This is a genomic window from Paenibacillus sp. SAF-068 (genome assembly GCF_051967555.1).
GTDB lineage: Bacteria > Bacillota > Bacilli > Paenibacillales > Paenibacillaceae > Paenibacillus.
Genome location: NZ_JBQCJX010000004.1, coordinates 121,622 through 141,875, shown reverse-complemented (window position 1 = coordinate 141,875; position 20,254 = coordinate 121,622). Strand labels below are relative to the sequence as shown.

At 48.2% G+C, this 20,254-nt stretch carries 13 protein-coding genes; 3 read left to right on the top strand and 10 right to left on the bottom strand.

The window, feature by feature from the left end:
- Positions 1-220: 220 nt before the first annotated feature.
- Together sdhA and ACTHPG_RS21870 are read right to left on the bottom strand one after the other, a co-directional pair.
- Positions 221-1,963 (bottom strand): succinate dehydrogenase flavoprotein subunit, encoded by a 1,743-nt coding sequence (gene sdhA / locus ACTHPG_RS21875; protein WP_440391510.1) that lies wholly within the window; start codon positions 1,961-1,963, stop codon positions 221-223.
- A 43-nt stretch (positions 1,964-2,006) separates the two neighbouring features.
- Positions 2,007-2,675: a succinate dehydrogenase cytochrome b558 subunit gene (locus tag ACTHPG_RS21870; RefSeq protein WP_440391509.1), complete on the bottom strand. Its 669-nt coding sequence runs from the start codon at positions 2,673-2,675 to the stop codon at positions 2,007-2,009.
- Positions 2,676-2,970: 295 nt separating this feature from the next.
- Here ACTHPG_RS21870 and ACTHPG_RS21865 point away from each other — a divergent pair, with 295 nt between their 5' ends.
- On the top strand, positions 2,971-3,894 hold the full coding sequence (locus ACTHPG_RS21865) for a LysR family transcriptional regulator (RefSeq protein ID WP_440391508.1): 924 nt from the start codon (positions 2,971-2,973) through the stop codon (positions 3,892-3,894).
- Positions 3,895-3,953: 59 nt separating this feature from the next.
- On the opposite strand, the gene ACTHPG_RS21860 is transcribed toward ACTHPG_RS21865, so the two are convergent.
- Positions 3,954-4,625: a potassium channel family protein gene (locus ACTHPG_RS21860; protein WP_091020848.1), complete on the bottom strand. Its 672-nt coding sequence runs from the start codon at positions 4,623-4,625 to the stop codon at positions 3,954-3,956.
- 49 nt (positions 4,626-4,674) lie between these two features.
- Positions 4,675-5,994, bottom strand: coding sequence for a TrkH family potassium uptake protein (locus ACTHPG_RS21855; RefSeq protein ID WP_440391652.1), 1,320 nt, complete (start codon positions 5,992-5,994; stop codon positions 4,675-4,677).
- Between the two features lie 446 nt (positions 5,995-6,440).
- Between ACTHPG_RS21855 and ACTHPG_RS21850 the strand changes: the two genes are divergently transcribed.
- The gene (locus tag ACTHPG_RS21850) at positions 6,441-8,138 is read left to right on the top strand and encodes a CPBP family intramembrane glutamic endopeptidase (RefSeq protein WP_440391507.1); all 1,698 of its coding nucleotides are present in this window, start codon (positions 6,441-6,443) and stop codon (positions 8,136-8,138) included.
- On the opposite strand, the gene uvrC is transcribed toward ACTHPG_RS21850, so the two are convergent.
- A complete protein-coding gene (uvrC, locus tag ACTHPG_RS21845; protein WP_440391506.1) occupies positions 8,107-10,194 on the bottom strand; it encodes an excinuclease ABC subunit UvrC in 2,088 nt (695 codons plus the stop codon). The two genes, ACTHPG_RS21850 and uvrC, sit on opposite strands and share 32 nt — an antisense overlap.
- Positions 10,195-10,628: 434 nt before the next feature.
- Positions 10,629-10,946 carry a thioredoxin gene (gene trxA, locus ACTHPG_RS21840; RefSeq protein WP_278298389.1) on the bottom strand — a complete coding sequence of 106 codons (318 nt, stop codon included), beginning with the start codon at positions 10,944-10,946 and terminating at the stop codon, positions 10,629-10,631.
- 264 nt (positions 10,947-11,210) lie between these two features.
- On the opposite strand from trxA, the gene ACTHPG_RS21835 reads away from it, so the two are divergent.
- Positions 11,211-11,366, top strand: coding sequence for a YqzM family protein (locus tag ACTHPG_RS21835; RefSeq protein WP_440391505.1), 156 nt, complete (start codon positions 11,211-11,213; stop codon positions 11,364-11,366).
- Between the two features lie 130 nt (positions 11,367-11,496).
- Here ACTHPG_RS21835 and dnaI read toward each other — a convergent pair whose 3' ends face one another.
- From dnaI to ACTHPG_RS21815, 4 genes are all read right to left on the bottom strand, one after another.
- Positions 11,497-12,447 carry a primosomal protein DnaI gene (gene dnaI / locus ACTHPG_RS21830; protein WP_440391504.1) on the bottom strand — a complete coding sequence of 317 codons (951 nt, stop codon included), beginning with the start codon at positions 12,445-12,447 and terminating at the stop codon, positions 11,497-11,499.
- A 248-nt stretch (positions 12,448-12,695) separates the two neighbouring features.
- Positions 12,696-15,494, bottom strand: a complete 2,799-nt coding sequence (locus ACTHPG_RS21825) for an alpha-mannosidase (protein WP_440391503.1) — start codon at positions 15,492-15,494, stop codon at positions 12,696-12,698.
- Complete coding sequence (locus ACTHPG_RS21820) at positions 15,491-18,670, bottom strand: beta-galactosidase (RefSeq protein ID WP_440391502.1); 3,180 nt, start codon at positions 18,668-18,670, stop codon at positions 15,491-15,493. The genes ACTHPG_RS21825 and ACTHPG_RS21820 overlap by 4 nt, the downstream gene beginning before the upstream one ends.
- Positions 18,667-19,986: a glycoside hydrolase family 125 protein gene (locus ACTHPG_RS21815; RefSeq protein ID WP_440391501.1), complete on the bottom strand. Its 1,320-nt coding sequence runs from the start codon at positions 19,984-19,986 to the stop codon at positions 18,667-18,669. Before ACTHPG_RS21815 ends, ACTHPG_RS21820 begins: the two co-directional genes overlap by 4 nt.
- Positions 19,987-20,254: the final 268 nt, after the last annotated feature.

Below are 20,254 nucleotides of genomic sequence, written 5' to 3'. Positions count from 1 at the left end.
CATGCTGGATGGCAGTATTCAAGTTCTGAAGCATCGCTAGGCGCTTTGCTTCTTCTGCGCATTTCTGTTTTATCCGCTACGTTGTGCACGTGGTCACTTTGCTTCAAACTGTGATCAATTTCTGATGGCAGTAACTTTGAAGAAGCTTTGCTTCTCCAAAGTTCTCCTGCCTCTCCGTTCAGGTGTTTAACGATTCATTGCATGAATCGTGTGATACTTCTTAATCCTTGGAGTAATCCCGGATACGTGGTGGGATCAGGGATACGTCTACTGGCTCGTACGAGATTTTCGGGCCTTCCTTCGACCAGCTTGCGATGGTCGTTTTCAGGAACTCTTCGTCATTACGTTCCGTGAATTCCGGTTTGTAATGCGCGCCGCGGCTTTCGTTACGGAGCAGAGCGCCGAGAGTCATTGCTTCTGCCAGTTCAATCATGTTCCAGAGTTGGCGAGTGAACGCTGCACCCGGATTATTCCAGCCAGAGCTGTCGTACATGTTGATTTTGCCATAACGCTCTTTCAATTCCTTGATCTTGCCAATCGTGGCTTCAAGCTTGTCGTTGTAACGTACAACCGTCATGTTGGCTGTCATCCACTCTCCAAGCTCTTTATGAATAACATAGGCATTTTCTGTACCCTGCATTTTCATGATGCCTTCGTATTTGTCGCTTTGTTGTTTGGTGTGTTTCTCAAATACGGAAGAAGGAATATCTGCGGACGACTTTTTGAGTCCTTTGATATATTCAGCCGCTTTTGGTCCAGCCACCATCCCACCATAGATCGCGGATACCAATGAGTTGGCACCCAGACGGTTCGCACCATGGTATTGATATTCACATTCACCAGCTGCGAACAGCCCCGGAATGTTAGTCATTTGATTGTAATCTACCCACATGCCGCCCATGGAATAATGGACTGCCGGGAAGATTTTCATTGGGATTTTACGCGGATCATCGCCCATGAACTTCTCATAGATCTCAATGATTCCGCCCAGTTTAACGTCCAGTTCCTTCGGATCTTTATGAGACAAGTCGAGATAAACCATGTTCTCGCCGTTCACGCCAAGTCCCATATCCACGCAGACGCTGAAGATCTCACGTGTTGCAATATCACGTGGAACCAGGTTTCCGTAGGAAGGATATTTTTCTTCAAGGAAGTACCACGGCTTGCCGTCTTTGTACGTCCAGATCCGTCCACCTTCACCACGCGCGGATTCGGACATCAGACGTAGCTTGTCATCCCCCGGAATCGCTGTCGGGTGAATCTGAATGAACTCGCCGTTGGCGTAATTTACACCTTGCTGATACACCGCACTTGCCGCTGTACCTGTGTTAATGACCGAGTTGGTCGTTTTACCGAAGATGATCCCCGGACCACCGCTCGCCAGAATAACTGCTTCTGCGGGGAAGGTCTGTACCTTCATCGTTTTCAAATCCTGAGCCACGATCCCGCGACATACGCCTTCATCATCCAAAACGGCCTGCAGGAACTCCCAGTTCTCATATTTCGTAACCAGGCCCGCTGCTTCCCAGCGACGTACCTGCTCGTCTAATGCATAGAGCAGTTGTTGTCCTGTTGTTGCTCCGGCAAACGCCGTACGGTGATGCTTTGTTCCCCCGAAACGACGGAAATCAAGCAAACCTTCCGGTGTCCGGTTGAACATGACACCCATACGGTCCATCAGGTGAATGATGCCAGGTGCTGCTTCGCACATCGCTTTAACGGGAGGTTGGTTCGCGAGGAAGTCACCGCCATATACCGTATCGTCAAAGTGTACCCATGGGGAGTCGCCCTCACCCTTGGTATTCACCGCTCCGTTAATGCCGCCTTGTGCGCATACAGAGTGGGATCGTTTAACCGGAACCAGTGAAAATAAATGAACATGGACTCCGGCTTCAGCCGATTTGATCGCCGCCATCAATCCTGCGAGACCGCCGCCCACAATAATTACATTCGATGATGCCATTGCTGTTCACTCCCTTATAAGTCAGCATTTATACACTAAATGCTTAAATTAGAACTGTTTTTACTGCGTCAATCATTGAAGTTGCTACCTGGAAATCAATGCTCCGGAAAGCAAATAGTGAAGCAATAAACATGATGGAAACAATCGCGAACAAGCTCATACATACGTAAGAGGATATACGCTGCGCACGCGGACCAACTGTAATTCCCCAGCTAACGAGGAACGACCACAGACCATTGGCAAAGTGATATGACGCCGCAACCACACTGATCATATATATCGCAAAGGTTATCGGATTCGTCACCGCATCATGTATGACGCCGCCAATCTCTTCATGTGATACATTACCCAGCGCAATCTGTACACGCGTTTCCCATACGTGCCAGATGACGAATACAAACGTAATGATACCGCTTATCCTCTGCAGCGTGTAACGCCAGTTGCGCTCATTGCCAAAACGGCCCACGTTAGGCTTGGCCTGATAGGCAATATAAAGACCATAAACACCGTGATAGAACAACGGCAGCCAGATAAGTAACGCCTCAATCACAATAACAAGAGGCAAACCGTTCAGAAATGCAACGGCACCGTAAAAAGCTTCTTTGCCGCCTTCAACTGCTGTGAAGTTTGTCACCAAATGCTCAGCAAAGAACAGACTGAGCGGAATGACGCCAAGCAAGGAGTGCAGCTTTCTGGAGTAAAACCCTTTCATAAAATGTCGATCCCCTTTCGCTAAATACAACGTTTTCATAAATAATTTCACTTATCATGACACGAATCCTTTTCCATGAAAAGGTTCGACAAATTGTTCCGTTTTCCCCAGGTGTGAACAACTTGTGTCACGATTCATGTTACTCCTTTTTTTCTTATAATGGAATTGCAATATAATTATTAAATGTTATAACCTATAGGTATAAGCAGTGAAACATTGGGTTTACAGGCTATACAACATGGAAAACGATTAAGCAAGGGCAAGAATCACATTCATGGAAAAGAGGTCATTGTTCATGTTTGAGGAGTTAAATGCATTTGCAGCGATTGTGGAGCAGTCCAGCTTGAACCGTGCATCCAAGTTATTGAACTTGTCCCAACCTGCACTCTCACGCAAAATTGCCAAATTGGAGGATGAACTTGGGGTTGCCCTGTTCCACCGCCGTGGCAAACGGCTGGAGCTGACGAGCGTGGGCCAGTTCGCCTATACCTTTGCGATAGAACAGAAGCAGCAGCAACAGAAATTCCTCACCATGCTCGCCCAGTATAAAGATGAAGAACAGAGCACCATTACACTTGGAGCCAGTTTGACGACGCTTCAAACCACATTACCACCGCTCGTCAATGCTTTTATGGAGAAACATCCAAATGCCGAACTGAAACTGTTGACCGGAAAAACACATGAGATTGTCTCGTTTGTGCGGGACAAAAAAGCAGATGTGGGCATTGTCGCCTCCTCCATAAGCGAAGTAGGGCTTAACTGTGTACCGCTCTTTGACGATCACCTGGAACTGGTTGTGCCGCTCACACATCCCTTGTCTGGCAAGGAAGCCGGAATGGAGCATTTGCAGGATCTGCCGATGATCACGTTCTCCAAAGGCACCTGGTACCGCAAATTAACGGACGACCTCTTCCAGCGCTGTGCCGTAATGCCGGATATTCGCATGGAGATCGATTCCTTTGAAGCAATCATCCGCCTTCTGCCTTCCGCCAAAGCTGCTGCACTGTTGCCCAAGTCATACCTTCGTCCACAATTGCTTGCAGACAATGATCTTGTTTCTGTTCATTTGCCGCAACTGCAGCAGACCCGAAGAACAACCTGCATGATCTATGGGGAAAAGGAAGACCTCAGCGAGACCTCGAGACAATGGATCAAGGAGACGGCTGCGCTGTTTACAGCAAAGGCGCCATTGCCCTCACGGAGGACTACGACGCCTTAGCATTGATCTGAATCGGCCAGGCTACAACGTCTGGCTTCCATTTTCACTTCTTGTAATGATCAGCTCTCCTGGCTGATAACCTCTTCTTCAAACCGGTCGATATCTGCATTATTACCAATAATGACCATGATATCCCCCATCTGAAGCGAGTCCAGCGCTGTCGGAGCGATAATGACCCCGGCTTCTTTCTGTAACGCCACAATGCTGCACCCAAAGCGTACACGTGCATTGAGGGTTGAGAGTGTTTTGTTGTGCAGACAGGCGGGAACCTTCATCTCGACAATACTGTAATCGTTGGATAATTCAATGTAATCCAGCAAGTTCGGGGTTACCAATTGGTGGGCAACGCGAATGCCCATATCCCGCTCCGGATAAACGACACGATCGATCCCCAGTTTATCCAATGCTCGTCCGTGAAGGACAGATATGGCCTTGGCCACGACCGTCTTAACGCCCAGCTCTTTTAACAGAATCGCGGTGAGAATGCTCGTCTGGATATCATCCCCGATGGCTACGATCCCACAATCGAAATTGCGAATCCCCAGAGAGCGCAACACTTCCTCATCTGTGGCATCGGCGACAACAGCATGGGTGACCAATTCACTCATGTCTTCGACGACTTCTTCATTTTTATCGATCCCAAGCACCTCGTAGCCGAGTTCCATTAATTCCTGTGCCAAACTGGAGCCAAACCGCCCAAGTCCAATCACCGCAAACTGCTGTGTTTTCATTGTTCTTCACGAACCCCTTATCCAAATCAAATTCATATCTCACTACATTTTATCCAATAATCATTTTGCCTTCCGGATACCTGTATAATTCTTTACCCTTTTTCTGCCCAAGTGCATACGCTAACGTAATGGGTCCAAGCCTTCCTGCAAACATGGTAAAACAAATCAGGAGCTTCCCGATGGTGGTCAGCTTCAACGTCAGTCCGAGCGATAATCCCACGGTGCCAAAGGCCGATGTCGTTTCAAATAAAATCATCATAAAACTGGCTTCTTCTGTGGTACTCAGCGCCATCGTTACGGCTATGATGAATAAGAGGGCCAGCAATGTAATGGTTAGTGCCTTGAAAATCCGTTCCTGTACAAGCCGATAGCGGAAAAACACGATGTCTTCCCGTCCACGCATCATGGCGATGACCGCTCCTGCCATAATCATAAATGTCGTTGTTTTGATTCCGCCTCCGGTAGAGCCTGGTGATGCGCCAATGAACATCAGGATGATCATAAAGAACTGTGTTGCCTGTCTAAGCCCGGCAATATCTACCGTATTGGCTCCTGCTGTTCTGGGCGTAACAGACTGGAAGAATGAACCGAGAATTTTGCCACCCCAGTTTAGGCCACCCAGTGTACGGGGATTGCTGAATTCGAATACGAAAATAACGAGTGCACCAAACACAATTAACAATCCGGTCATCAATAATACCACTTTGGAGTGCAGAGACAGCTTCCGCGTTTTGCGGTAATCCACCAGGTCTGACAACACCACAAAACCGATACCGCCAGAGACAATCAGGAACATCGCTGTAAAATTAACCAACGGGTCATACACATAACCGGTCAGACTGCGGAAATCCCCAAACATATCAAAGCCCGCATTGTTGAACATGGAGATCGCATGCCAATACCCATAATAAATCGCCTGTCCGACTGGCATGTCGAATGACCAGCGAATGGCAAACAACGTGCCACATATGCCTTCGATAATGAGTGAGTAGATCACCACTTTACGAATCAGCCGGACGATGCCCTCCATCGTGCTCTGGTTCATCGCTTCCTGTAGAATCAACCGTTCTCTAAGCGAGATACGCCGTTTGAACGCAATGGCAACCAATGTGGACATCGTCATGAAGCCCAGTCCGCCGATCTGAATCAGAATCGCAATCACAATCTGACCCAGTACCGAGAAATGAGTCCCTGTATCCACCACAACCAAACCGGTGACACAAACAGCCGAAGTTGCTGTAAAGAGCGCATCAATAAATGCAAGACTGTCGCCGTTACGGCTGGATGCCGGAAGCATTAAGAGCAGTGTGCCTACCAATATGATGCCAGCGAACCCTAACACTAGAATACGGGGTGGCGATAATCGCATCCATTGAACATTCAGTTTCACTTGAGTATCTTCCACCTCTTCTAAAATGAAAATAACTCCACACCCCGTGGAGCCTTCTTCATTTGAAATGCTGTTACCAAACGGTTAAACATGTATGATCCAGATCAAAACGACATATATAATGAAGTTGGAATATATTCTATTCGTTCCCTTGTTGGGCGAAAGACATGCGAATCATTGCACATTTGCTTCAAAATTATAAGCGTTACGGCGTTTACAAACAAAACGTTTTTTGTGTAAAAAGCATCGAATTCAGCCAAATAGGGAAAAACTCAGATATGGCGACGGATGGATCAGATTCTTTCGTTCCTTTTCATTCATTTTCAAGGATTTACACCCGTTTTCGTTACATAATTGGCATTCCATACTTACCCTGTGCTATGTTAATTTTAATATCCATATTTAATAAGGAGGAACACCATTATATGAATCCCTTAGGGCAGCCTTTGCTACTCAAGGCTAACTTCAAGCGTCTGGGGTTGCTTGCGGCGATTGGCCTGATTCTATTTTTTGTATTTCAGATCTTTCCTGCTACCTCATCGCAAACGACAGAAATTTCGTCCACGTCCTTCATAAGCAAGGAAGAAGCGACGCAATCCGCACGATCATTCGCAGCGTCTGTGGATGACTATACACTGCCAAATGATGGCGGAAAACCCCTGGTAACCTACCAGACACATTCCGATATCTACGGATATATGGCCAAAACCAAACAATTGGACACCTATAACCAGAAATGGGAAACAAGCTATCCTTACGATGTATTCCGCGTCCGTTTGCCTGATCAGGACAAGGGCGGTTACTTTAACGTTGACGTACATATGAAAACAGGAAAAGTGGTTGGCTTCAAACGGGAACTGCCTTCTTCTCTATATACCGCCATTGAGGCGGAACAAAGCACGGGGAAAGCGACCACATCACAAGTGCTTGCCGAAGGCAATATGTCCCTAGAAGAGAAAGAACGGCTGGCGGCTGGCGTTCTGACCGAATTCGGTTATGACGTGCCAACACTTCAACTGGATACTCGCGATGGTGAAGCGGGACTGAAGTATACAGATTCTGCAAAAGCCATCGGAGACTCCAAGCTTGAACTGAATTTCACGTTTGAAGAGGGCGCGGTACGATCGTTCGATCCTGGCTTTTCGGTCCCTGAATCCCATACCGACTATGTGAAAGCTCAAACACGCCAAGCCAACTGGATGACTTATGGCGGCTACGCATTCCTGACCTTTGTTCTGGGCGTACTGGCCATCATCTATAGCATCCTGACCCGGGCACATACGTCTTTCAAACGAGGGATTATTCTCTCCTTGGTGTATTTCGCAGCTTCGGTCATTGGTACACTGAACATGATTCCACTTTTCCAGGCACAAGGGCTCTCCAGCTTCATGTTAGCATTCCTGATGTTAATGCAGGCGGGTATAACACTGGTTATGAGTGCAACCATCTATCTGTCCCTCGTTGCAGGTGACGGCATGTGGCGTAAAATAGGTCTGAACCCGTGGCCTCGTGCCAAAGAACCGGGATACGGAAAATATGTACTTCACAGCATGGTTGCTGGTTACCTGTGGGCATTCATTCTACTGGGTGTGCAATCCATCCTGTTCTTCATTCTGGAGCGCAGCATCGGTACATGGTCAACAACGTCAGCAGATCAATCTACATTTAATATGACCTATGCCTGGCTCTTCCCGATCATGGCCTGGATGGCCGGTATTGGTGAAGAAACGGTCTATCGACTGTTCGGCATTCGCATGATGCAGAAGATTGTACGGAACACGTTTATTGCCTGTCTGATCCCAACCATCATTTGGGCACTTGGACACACATTGTATCCAATCTATCCAGTGATCACCCGTCCCATTGAGTTAATGGTGATTGGATTGCTGTTCAGTCTGATCATGCTGCGTCACGGCTTCATTGCCGTTGTATTCGCGCATGTGATCTTCGACAGCTTGCTGATGGGACTCAGCCTGGTCTTTATGGGGGATGCCCTGAATATGGCTGCCGGACTCTTCTGGATTATACTGCCGGCCATTGTTGGTTATCTGGTCTACAAATTCAATCCAAAACAAAAAGAGAAGCCGTATGTTACGACTCCTCATCACGAAGTGCTGCAATAATCTGATTTGCCAGTTTGTCACCAATAGATAGAGGCCGGAAGTCTTCGACGCTGGCCTCTTTTATTTTGCGCAAAGAGCCAAAATGCTTCAGCAGCAGCTTACGCCGCTTCTCTCCGATCCCAGGAATGGCATCCAAACGTGACGTCACCATCGATTTGCCGCGCTGCTCGCGGTGGAACGAGATGGCAAAACGGTGGACCTCTTCCTGTATCCGCTGCAACAGGTAGAATTCCTGACTATCCCGAGGCAGGGAGATGACTTCCGGTGGATTACCGATCATCAACTGTGAAGTCTTATGCTTCGCATCCTTCACCAAGCCGCATACCGGGATAAACAGCCCCAGCTCATTTTCCAAAATATCTACCGCAGCCGAAATCTGTCCTTTACCACCATCCACTACGATCAGGTCAGGCTGGGTCAGGTTTTCTTTCAGCACCCGCTCATAACGGCGACGGATGACTTCTCGCATCGTTTCATAATCATCCGGTCCTTCAACTGAACGGACCTTGTATTTCCGATATTCCTTCTTATCCGGTTTACCATCCGTAAATACGATCATGGCAGATACCGGGTTCGTCCCCTGGATGTTCGAGTTATCGAATGCTTCAATACGGTGAAGCTGATCCAGTCCAATATATCGGCCTAACCCTTCGGCAGCTTTGGATGTACGTTCTTCATTTCGCTCAATTAGGCGGAACTTCTCTTCCAATGCCACACGTGCATTATCCACGGCCATGGTGATCATCTGGCGTTTCAATCCACGTTGCGGGATGAGCACTTTGATCTCCAGCCACTCCTGTAGAGCAGCCGCAACCTGAGTTGGGTCTTCCAGACCTGTAGGGAGTTTCTCAGCCGATGCAGTTGTATCCGTTGCTGGAGCATCCTCCTGCATACGCTCAGATTGTTCACCAACTGCCTCAGTGGAACTTCCATATGCTGCACGTGACTCCGCAACCAGTGGCTGGGAAGCGATGCCATGCTCTACCTGCCCTGTCTGTTCGAACTCCACCGTGACCGCAGCAGATATTGTTCCATCAGCATCAGAACCCGTATCCAAGCTGTCGTTATCCGTTGCAAGTTCCTTGGGCATTTCCGGCAACAAAATCTCTTGTGGCAATGCCGGATTATCACTGTAATACTGTGTTACGTAGGACATAAAATCACTATACGCCTCACCATAAAACGGGAAGGTTGATACGTGACGTTCAATCATTTTACCCTGACGCATATATAGAATCTGGACACACATCCAGCCTTTATCAATGGCAAAACCAAATACATCCCGGTCTCTGGCATCGGCCATCGTAATTTTCTGTTTTTCCATCATCGCATCGATGGCGATAACCTGGTCACGCAGTTCCTTGGCACGTTCAAAATAAAGATCCTCCGCAGCCTCTTGCATCTTACGCTGCAAATCCTTCTTGATCTCTTCGTGACCACCACTCAGAAAGGAACCAATCTCTTGTGAGATCTCGTCGTACTGCTCCTTCCCCACTTCCTTCACGCAAGGGGCAAGACACTGTCCCATATGGTAATACAGGCACACTTCTTTGGGCATTACACCGCATTTGCGCAGGGGATACATCCGGTCAAGCAGCTTTTTGGTTTGGTGTGCCGCATACGAGTTCGGATAAGGTCCGAAGTATTTGGCTTTATCTTTCAGCACTCGCCGGGTTACTTCCAACCGGGGGTGCTTTTCATTTGTAATTTTTAGATACGGAAATGTCTTGTCATCTTTGAGCAACACGTTGTAACGTGGCATATGTTTCTTGATCAAGTTACATTCCAGAATGAGTGCTTCCATGTTACTGCCTGTCACGATGTATTCAAAATCACGGATTTCGGACACCAGACGCTGGGTCTTTCCGTTATGACTGCCGATAAAATAAGAGCGTACGCGGTTCTTTAGCACTTTGGCCTTACCTACATAGATAATCGTGCCTTCACTGTTCTTCATCAGGTAACAACCAGACATGTCTGGCAACAGAGCGAGCTTGTGGCGAATCTGCTCCAATGCCTTCTCCTGATCCTGCAATTCATTCATGAATTGATCCATATTTCAGTGAATCCTCCTTTCCGAAAAAAGTATAAATAAAAGGTTACACTAAGCCATTCCGATTACAGTACCGTCTTCCGATCCGTTAAACAATTCACACCGACACTACGATGCCAGAACAACCTTCCAATCCCTGTTATCCTCAGATTTTTTTTATTCCCTTTTCTCAAGGGAAAAATCTGTTGATAGCGTATGCTTCCGATGCAGCTTTCTTTCAGAAAGCTTTTAGGGGAACGCTTTGCTTTTTCAGGTTTTTTCTGTCCTCTCCGTTACTGTGTAAATAGATAAACGCGAGCACAGCGCTTCTCCAAATCGGTTCCGCACTCTACATTTAAGTGTAAAAAATATTTTCACTTTATATTGTCCTATATAAAGGTATTCGACGCAAAACGCCCCCGGCATGTAAACCGGAGGCGTATGTGTAAGCCTGTAGATTATTGGTGTTTTGCGATAATTCCTTTGAGCGCATCTTTCGAGTTCAGACCAACCACTTTATCTACCGGTTGACCATCTTTGAAGAAGATCAAAGTTGGAATGCTCATTACGCCAAAGCGGGAAGCAGATTCCGGATTTTCATCCACGTTAACTTTAGCAATTTTCACTGCATCGCCAACTTCTGTGGACAGCTCTTCCAGGATTGGAGCGAGCATTTTACAAGGACCACACCAAGGCGCCCAGAAATCAACAAGAACCGTTCCTTCGCTTTCTACTTCAGCGTTGAAGGATTGATCGGATACGTTAACAATAGCCATGAAATTGTCCTCCTTATATATACTTACGGTTTATTTTAACCTGTAACGTCGTGAACGACACTTCCAGTATAACACAGGTAGGTCAAACTTGTGAATTGAACGCTGCAATGTTCATCTTCCCAACATCAAATCTTCACAATTACAGGATGTGGCATGCCCACTTCAAAATCTTTACAAACGCTTTCTTTTCCAAGTATACTAAAATTACTCCGGGTTTCAGCCCCCATACGGGCAAGCTGTCATTCCTTATAAGGAGGCAATAACATGGATGCAAATGTGCGGATCAGCGACCCGCGTGAACATGTGAACGAGGAACCCCGCAACGATCTGTTTGATCTGATCGCGGGTGTTGCCGGCATGGGCGGCCTGATGACTGTGATCTTTTTCGGTATGGTTATCTTCAAATTCATCACCGAATAGGACACTCACAGGTCTCACGCAGGACCAGAAAAGCCCGGTTTTCGCGACAATGCGAAAGCCAGGCTTTTTTTGGGACTACTTAATGATTGAAAAAAAGTACATGTTGACGATCAGACCCTAGACGAACCGATTAACGTTTGCCGCGCTGATTCTCACCCCGAACGGAGATGACATCCACGAATGGACGAATCCGGTCCATGAGACGCTGGCCTTTGTTCATTTCCTCGCCGTCCCGATTGGTGAAGCTAAGATGTTTTTCAAGCCCCTCCAGATTGTAATTGGACGTGTAGAACGTGGGTTTGCGATTCATCCGATAGTTCAGAATGGACCCCATCACATGATCCCGAACCCAGGGGTTCAGATTTTCTGCCCCGATATCGTCAAAGATAAGCAGATCACAACTTTTCAAAACATCTGTCATTTCTTTCAGCTTCTGCCCTTCACTGATCATGGATTTCAGATCCTCCACAAAGTCAGGCATATAAATAATGACACCCGTGTGGCCTGCAACCGCCAGTTCATGCAGCAGGTAACACATCAGAAACGTCTTGCCTGTCCCGAATGTCCCTTCCAGAAACAGTCCTTGCGGAGATAATCCGTTCTCCTTGGTCTCCCTAATATAACGAAGCACCTGATTCACTGCCGGAGCACGCATGCGATCCTTGCCCATGATCTCCACATCGTTGTATCCGGCACTGAGCGCACGCTCATCCACATAGAAACTGCGAATGCGTTGCTTAATGATATGTTCATTTTGCCGGGCGACATGTTTGGAACAAGGTGCTTTTATATCTATAATTTCGGGTTTACCGTTAAAATGTTCTACTTCCAGTTTGCAAAAGTGGCCCTGAAAATCGTTAGGACAGTTGTCGAGTCCCGGACAATTCGCACAATTCTTAGAGTCTTTGGCATACTGAAACAGCTTGCTCAGATCGGTCATGAGCTGTGCATCTTGCAGTTCAGGATGACCTGCACGGAATTCGCGTACGTACGGATTTTCCATCAATTCCGCCGCAATCCGCCGCGATTGCTCACGAAAGGCAGGGTTCAGCTGCTGAAGCAGTCCTCCCAAGGATTCCATGGCTTCAAGCCCCCTTATGTTTCAATATAGAATGAACAATTGAAGTGTACCCATGGCCATCTTGATGGCATAGGTACTTTCGATCATTAGCAATTCTACTGTCCATTCTATAGAAAAACAACCAATAACTCAACAGATACATCTGGTAAATAGCGTAACCTTTCCACCGCCGTACATAATGCCTCGTGCAAAGTACACTTACAGTCCTGTACCTTTTAGTGCGTGTTCAAAAGTCTGTTCTTCAACCTCTATTCGCGACGCAACCCCACAGTAATAATCTCACATGAACCTGTTGGTATGTTCCATTCCTTGCTGGCAAATGATAATGTCGATGCCTCTTCTATGCTGTTGGTTTGAAGCACCTCACCCTCTTCCTCGAGGATGTTGCTCTTATATGCCGTTTCGAATGGCTGTGGATTTGCTTGCGATGTTGCAAGCATCAACGGCGCAGAGTCGGTAGTCATATTGAACCAGCGGAGCATCACATCACCGGAATCTTCATTCACCTTGAGTGAAGAAAAAGCCAAGCCGTCCCCTTGCCATGCAAACGGTGTGTTGCTAGGTGTCAGATAACCCGGGTGTACTTCGGTCTGTGCCAGCGTCCAAGGAACCTGGAACTGATAGGCTTCAATATACGCACCAGACGTTGCACCATTGCCATCGTGAGGGATAATCTCGATCTGAAATGTATGTTCACCAAGGCATTGTGCTTCCGGTGTCGGGAACAATCCCCAGTCTCCGAGTTCACCCACAGCACGAAGCAACGTAACGGCTATGGTGTTGCGTTCATCCTGAAGAACTTCATATTCATTCAGACCCAGATTGGCTACGACCAGTCCCGCATCTTGTTCATTCACATCCACAAAACTCTGTTGATGCTGTGTATTGCTTGGATTCTGCCACTCTGGTGCAGGTGTGTTATCACGCGTTGCAATTTCGAACATGGAATCCACATGATGAACTGCAGATACAATATCCGTTGGGAAGAGTGTTCGCACCCGATGATCCTTCGCCTGATTGTTGAAGGTCGTTTTCAAGTGGACGCCTTTTCCACTACGACTGAGTGATATCACGGTACGAATCTGCAGCGGAATCATTTTCGCTGAACGCTGGGCTTTGCGGTGTGGATAATAAATCAGCTCCCGTTGTTCCCGATCCAGCATCTCATCCGCTGACTCCGGTATCTCCCAATGGTGAACCACTTCGAACGAAGCCAAGTATGATGTGTCCTCAAGGACCCGAATCTCAGCCTGAAGCGCTTCAGTTGTCCGTGCCACTTCGTTCTCTGGTTGCTTGAACATGTATTCATTGCCGATATCGCCCACATTTTCGTACACGCCAAGGTCCTTGTAAGTCCGGCCTGTCCGTTTATCCGTGAGGGTGAATGAACCATTGTCTGCAATCGTAACGATCATATGTTGATTTTCCATACCACGTTCACCACGCAATAGCGTAGTCTTTTTCGATGCATTAGTGCTCGTAGCCGCATCCATAAACTTGACCCAGGCATAGGTTTTCAGACCAAATGCAGCTACATGCTCTGTTTCAAAACGAATACGCACTCGCCGACAGCTATACGGCTGACGGAAGCGATCATCCGGCAGATCATAGCCAAATTGCAGGCCCAGATCCTCCACCGTACATGGAATCTGCGTACCTTCTTCATCAACCAGTATGCGACCTGACAGGTTAACAGCGTTCATCTGCGCCGCCATCTCTTCCAGCGTATATCCTTCGCGGAAATACAACCGAGCCGCGTCCAGTTCTATCTGAACCACACCACTACGTTCCCAGCCCGTTGTATTAAACACCACAACAGGCCGGGCACTTTCGCCGTAACGCTCGAATATGGAGGTATCGACGGCTGTGGCAATCTGGCTTGTACTCTCTTCAATCAGGGCCTCTGCCACATGACGGCTCTTATCAAATCGTGTTACCATCTCGCGATGCACCTCATCCACACTGCATCCACAGATGCTGTCATGGGGGTGATTCTGCATTAGCGTTTTCCAGGCATATGTCAGTTGATCATGTGGATAGGCATGTCCAAGCAGATAGGCGTAGGATGCCAGGGGTTCAGCCACTTTTTCCAGCATGGTCTGGCCTAACTGGTTCATCTGTTTCAGATACACACGAGCCGAGGCGGTGTTCACCAGAGTTCCCCACCCATCGGTACGTTGGCTGCGCAGTTCGCCTTTGACCGTGGACAGCTCATGTTCAGCCGATGCTCTCAGGGCGGTCAAATAATCCGGAAAATTCGAGTGAATGAACTCCACATCAGGATATAATTGCTCAGCCATACGAATCGCTTCTGGCAGGTCTCGCTGAATCGGCTGGTGATCACATCCGTTCATATACAGCAACTCATTCGTGGATGCATATTTCTCCGCGTCGGCAAGTTTGGTTTCCCAGAACTTGCGGGCTGGAGCCTCATCTACCGGAACTTCATTTCCGTTGGAATACCAGTTCGCGAACAAGACGCCGAGCACTTTCGACCCATCTGGCCCTTCCCACATCAGCTCCGAGAAACTCGATTCATATCCGGCATCCGATACCGTATTGTTGAATCCCGTGGGCTTCACACCCCGTCCAAAGAACACATTATCAATGCCGGATTGCTGCATCAACTGCGGAGTCTGTCCGACCAATCCGAATGTATCGGGAAAATAACCGATTTTCGAAGGGGTGCCGTAACGTTTGGCATCCTTATGTCCAACCTGCATGTTGCGCACATTGGCTTCTCCACTCGTCAGAAAGGCATCCTGCAGAATGTACCATGGTCCAATCACAATCCGGCCATTGCGGATATGCTTCTCCAGTCGTTCCTTCTGTTCCGGGCGGACCTGAAGATAGTCATCGATGATAATCGTTTGTCCATCCAGATAAAAGCTTTTATAGTCTGATCCTTCATCCAGCTGATCCAACAGTGAATCGACGAGCTGAACGAGCCGCATATGATGCTTCTCATACGGCAAGTACCATTCCCGATCCCAGTGGGTATGCGAAATAATGTGCGCTCTCTTCGACTTGTTTGTCCGTTTGGTCATCGTTTTACGCCACCTCTTTCCTCATGTTGTACAATCTCAACCTCATCCGGGCGATACACGCCATTTAGCTTTCCGGAAGCATCTGTCGCAAACAGCACCGAACGATTTTTCTCCAATTGGAACGCATACGATACACCTGTACGTTGATCTCTCACATGAACCTCATGGTTCAAGGCAAATTCCGATACAAATACATACAGATTGCCTTTTGGAAAACTCAACTTCCGGCCATAAATCCCTGCGATATCCCCACCGGATAGCCATTCCAGCTCCTGTTCGACGCCCGAAATTTCAGTGGCATAACGATACAATTCAGCAAGTGGTTCATCCCGTCCGTTTAACTCGAGCGGCAGTGGGGTCCAGATCAATTTCCCTTTACCCAAAGGCAAAACAGTTACTTCATCTGGTGTATCTTTATCCTTGTGAAGCAACGTCTCCTTCGCCACCTCGGCGATCCGACGCCGTCCATAGGTCACCCGGTGATTCACGCCATTAATATTCAGCAGTTCTTCCCGCTGCACGTTACCCAAACTGCGTTGGCCTACGAGATGATCAGCTCGGTCAGTTGCTTTCCAATATGCGTCCAGCCCTAGCGGCCCTGTAATGAGCAGGCTCGTGCCTTCCTTCTCTGCAAACGTGAGCAATTGATGCAGTGCGTCGCTGTCCATATTATGTGGACTCGGCACGATAATCAGCTTGGGTGGTTGCTGCTCCAGCGCTTCCAGATGATATTCGGATAATGCACGGAATGGCAGTTTCAGATCATAGGACATCACGCGAGTCAGCCTCGTTGTGGCATCATAGGCAAGCGCACGGTTGGAGAAATCATTGGAATACGGGAATACCACTGCAATATCCTCCAGCTCGCGGTCTTCAAAAAGATCACGAATGCCATGCATGAATCGGCCAAAATCATAAGATACATCCGCCTCTGGCTTCTCCGTACCATCTGCACGAAGAGCTCCGATATGAGACTCATTGGCATTATCCATATAGAAGTTGGTGTTCCAGATCCATTGCACAGCACCTGCACCGCCTGTCGAGAAGGCATAGGCGTATTTACGTTCGAGAATGCCGCGCAGCTCTTCTTCCGTACGTTTGGCTCGTCCATCCGGGGTTTCCACATACATGATACCCGTCTCCTGGATGAGATTGGGCTTATGTGGCGTTTTGGCAAAAATACCGTCCCAGATCAGATCATCGTTCAACCACCAGGAATGCACCGTTGTATAATCCACTTCACGTTCATAGAAGAACGGCGAAGGGCGCTGCGCCCCAAGGGCTTCATCCTGACCCACGGTGACCAGATGATCGGGAACCAGATCCTTGATCGTACCTACAAGTTCTCTCGCCCAAACATTGTGCATCTCCATAGAGAAGAGACAGTAATCGAGCCAGCGTGTTCCTTTTTTGGCCTTGTGCATATCCTGTACATCAAAATTAATCTCTTCCGCCTCCGGAATGACCGCGGCTGCAAAGTCGGGAAGCTGCTTCGGTGACATGTTCCATGCCTCCTGCAATGCTTCAATCGTCTCATGACGCTGCTGAAGCCACTCGACAAAAGCTTGCTGTTCATACGAATCCCTCGCGGAGCGTGGGCCAGCCGAGAAAATACGCACTGGATCGAACATCGACGGCTCATTAATCAGGTCCCAATCCACATGTGTTGTATGCGTGTGACGACTGACGATGCTGCGGATGAAACGTTTCTGCGCTTCCACACTCTGCGGGTCCAGATACGGATTCGTTCCTTCCCATGTCTCCGGTGTAAAGGAGAAAAAGGTGAACGTGACCTGTAACCCATGACGCTTCGCCGTTAGAATAAATGCATCAATGGCACGGAGTACATCCTCTGCCATATGTCCGTCCACCTGCATCATGTTGCGATAGGCCGTCCAGATTCCCGTCCGAATCCAGTTAATTCCGGCTTTCGCCATCTGAGCCATGTCTCGATCCCAGACATCTGCATTCGGCAGAAACAGAAATTTCCGTGCCACATCCGAGGTCATGTAGGTCATGCCCACAACAGGGAGAGGTCGTCCATCTTTAACAAAATAATCTCTGCTGCGGGTAATCACTTCCCCTTCTGCCAGCAATACGGCATCCTGTCCCCAGAAGCCTTGGCGCAAGGTCCGAACTTCCCCGTCAGGTGCCTGTGCGCGGCATACGATCCGATACAATCCACTTTCAATGGAAACCGGGAGAAGGATTCGTTCGAAACGCTGTTCACCGGAAAGTTCCATCTCCAGTCGATGGGTCCATACCTTCTCCGCCGTGCCACTTGTGCGATCCTCATGCTCCACTGTTACGTCGAATGTCCACAGTTCAGACGCTGTACACCTGTTGCCTGCTCGCTGTACAATCTGACCTTGAAGTGTGAGTACTGCCCGCTCATCTGGCTCATACGAAGCATAATTCGTTTTCAGGGATAACTCGGTTACACCTTGCGCACAGAATAGTGCCCACTTCACAATCTCAGCAGCACCATCCTGCTTCCAGAATGCAGGTGTCAACGGCAGATGTACGAACATCCAACGCGAACCAACGAAAGTCCCGCGGGAGTTCTCCCATAGGACGATTGGAGCGGCAATGCTTCGATCGTCTTTGCTGATTCCGCGAAGCAAAGAGTGAATCTGTGTACTCATCGTGCCTGCTGAACCCATCTGGTGCGGCAAATCACTGTTTTTGGTCGTATGCGGGACCAGATTCCATGTATCTGAAATCTCAAAAAGTCCTTCTTTGCCGGCCAGAAGCGGGATCTGTTCAGATGAAGTGTATGATTGCACCCCGGCAGAAGATACGTATAACGCCTCATGAATATAGAGCTCCTGGTGATATGCGGTCTGCTCGGACTCTACAACCCATGCCCCATGCTCACATCGAACCGGACGCTTGAAAGGCGCACCACCAACACTGATCAGGCTCCCTCCCTGATGCAGATAAGCTGCAATTTCCATCCAAGCCGATTTGGGAAAATACGGAGCATGCAGATTGATGAAACATCCTTCGCCAGCCGTCGCTTTCAGCGCCTCTGCAAGTTCATCCGCGTTTACAACCCGAATCTCTTCGACTGCTTTCCATGCACTTAGAGCCTCATGAGTTGGAAAAGCTCCCTCCACTGGAAACGCAGGGTCAGCGAAGATAATCAGCCTTTTATCATTAGGTTGGATACTCATAACAGGCCATCCTTCATGGATTTGTAGACCAACTGGGAGAACAGGCTGTTGGACCATGCAAACCATTTTCGTGTAAAAATCGTCGGATCATCGGCGTGGAAGCCTTCATGCATATAACCTGTATCTGCATCTGTCGCTTCAAGCATGCGAATAATCTCCAGTTTCTCCTCGGCAGACTGCGCAGTCAGTCCTTGCATGGACAATCCCATATGCCAGATGTAATTCGGCGGTGTGTGCGGGCTACCGATCCCTTTGGCAACCTTGCCCTCATAATAGAACGGGTTTTCTTTGCTCAAAGCGAAGCGACGCGTATTCTGGTAGATTGGATCATCCGCTGTGACGTAACCCAGATATGGAATGGACATCAGTCCTGGTGTGCCCGCATCGTCCATAAGACAGTGGTTGCCATAGCCGTCCGTCTCGTACGCATAGATCGGTCCAAATTCCGGATGGCGATAAATACCGTACAGCTGAATGCCGTGATCCACGTCCTGCTCCAGATCCTTCAATTCCTGCAAAAATTCCATGTCCCGGAACACCCACTCGGCAAACTCCTGCATCTGACGCAGAGCGACCACCGCGAACATGTTGCCTGGAATGTTGTAGTGGAAATCACAGGCATCATCACTGGAACGGAAGCCGGACCAGATCATTCCTGTGTAATTGACTGGCATGCCTTTCCCGTGATTGCGCAGGGAATCTGTCGGTATACCGTTATTGCGAGTGAAGCGATACGGAGATTGTTCCATGTGATGCTGTTCGACTTTGAACAGGTCCACGATTTTACGCATCGCTGCCTTGAAGCTTGAATCGAAAATATCGGTCAGCTCGGTTTCCTTCCAATATAAATAGGCCAACCGCACAACAAAACATAATGAATCGATCTCGAATTTGCGTTCCCACACCCAAGGTGACATGTCGGTCTCGTCCGTGGTGTTCCAGTGCCAGTCGTTGGCCGTCTCATTGAAGGCATTGGCATATGGATCGATATGAACATACTGGATATGACGTTTGATCAGCCCACCAATAATGCGTTGCAGGTCCTCGTCTTCCTTCGCAAACGGAATGTAATGTACCACCTGCTCCACAGAATCGCGCAGCCAGGAAGCCGGAATATCTCCTGTGATGACAAAAGTGGTACCATCCTCCATCAACTTGGTTGTTGTTTCAATGGTATTGGGGAAGCAATTTTTAAATAATTGAAGCAGTTTTGGACGGTGAGCCAGCTTTTGTTCCGCTTCTTCAAGCACGGCCTGAATGGATTGCGGCAAAGCAACCGATGGCATGGGTATTTTGGGTAATCTGAACTGTTCCATGGATGAGTGCAACTCCTTAAACAAATTGAATGGTGTAGCTATACAAGATCAAGCTGAGAACATTCACACCAGTCCACTACGATGACAGAATAACCTTCTGATCGCTGTTATCCCCAGATTTTTTTGTTTCCCTTTTCTAAAGGGTAAAATCTGGGGATAGCGTATGCTTCCGATGTAGCTTTCTTTCAGAAAGCTTTGAGGCGAACGCTTCGCTTCTTCTGGTTATTTCTGTCCTCTCCGTTAACGTGTGAATAAAGAGCTGGACATA

What these genes read in the sequence shown, in the direction of transcription:
- ACTHPG_RS21870 (WP_440391509.1), bottom strand. Translation starts at nt 2,675, where the DNA reads ATGAAAGGGTTTTACTCCAGAAAGCTGCACTCCTTGCTTGGCGTCATT.
- ACTHPG_RS21850 (WP_440391507.1), top strand. Translation starts at nt 6,441, where the DNA reads ATGAATCCCTTAGGGCAGCCTTTGCTACTCAAGGCTAACTTCAAGCGT.
- ACTHPG_RS21835 (WP_440391505.1), top strand. Translation starts at nt 11,211, where the DNA reads ATGGATGCAAATGTGCGGATCAGCGACCCGCGTGAACATGTGAACGAG.
- ACTHPG_RS21865 (WP_440391508.1), top strand. Translation starts at nt 2,971, where the DNA reads ATGTTTGAGGAGTTAAATGCATTTGCAGCGATTGTGGAGCAGTCCAGC.
- uvrC (WP_440391506.1), bottom strand. Translation starts at nt 10,194, where the DNA reads ATGGATCAATTCATGAATGAATTGCAGGATCAGGAGAAGGCATTGGAG.
- sdhA (WP_440391510.1), bottom strand. Translation starts at nt 1,963, where the DNA reads ATGGCATCATCGAATGTAATTATTGTGGGCGGCGGTCTCGCAGGATTG.
- ACTHPG_RS21815 (WP_440391501.1), bottom strand. Translation starts at nt 19,986, where the DNA reads ATGGAACAGTTCAGATTACCCAAAATACCCATGCCATCGGTTGCTTTG.
- ACTHPG_RS21860 (WP_091020848.1), bottom strand. Translation starts at nt 4,625, where the DNA reads ATGAAAACACAGCAGTTTGCGGTGATTGGACTTGGGCGGTTTGGCTCC.
- trxA (WP_278298389.1), bottom strand. Translation starts at nt 10,946, where the DNA reads ATGGCTATTGTTAACGTATCCGATCAATCCTTCAACGCTGAAGTAGAA.
- ACTHPG_RS21825 (WP_440391503.1), bottom strand. Translation starts at nt 15,494, where the DNA reads ATGACCAAACGGACAAACAAGTCGAAGAGAGCGCACATTATTTCGCAT.
- ACTHPG_RS21820 (WP_440391502.1), bottom strand. Translation starts at nt 18,670, where the DNA reads ATGAGTATCCAACCTAATGATAAAAGGCTGATTATCTTCGCTGACCCT.
- dnaI (WP_440391504.1), bottom strand. Translation starts at nt 12,447, where the DNA reads ATGGAATCCTTGGGAGGACTGCTTCAGCAGCTGAACCCTGCCTTTCGT.
- ACTHPG_RS21855 (WP_440391652.1), bottom strand. Translation starts at nt 5,994, where the DNA reads ATGCGATTATCGCCACCCCGTATTCTAGTGTTAGGGTTCGCTGGCATC.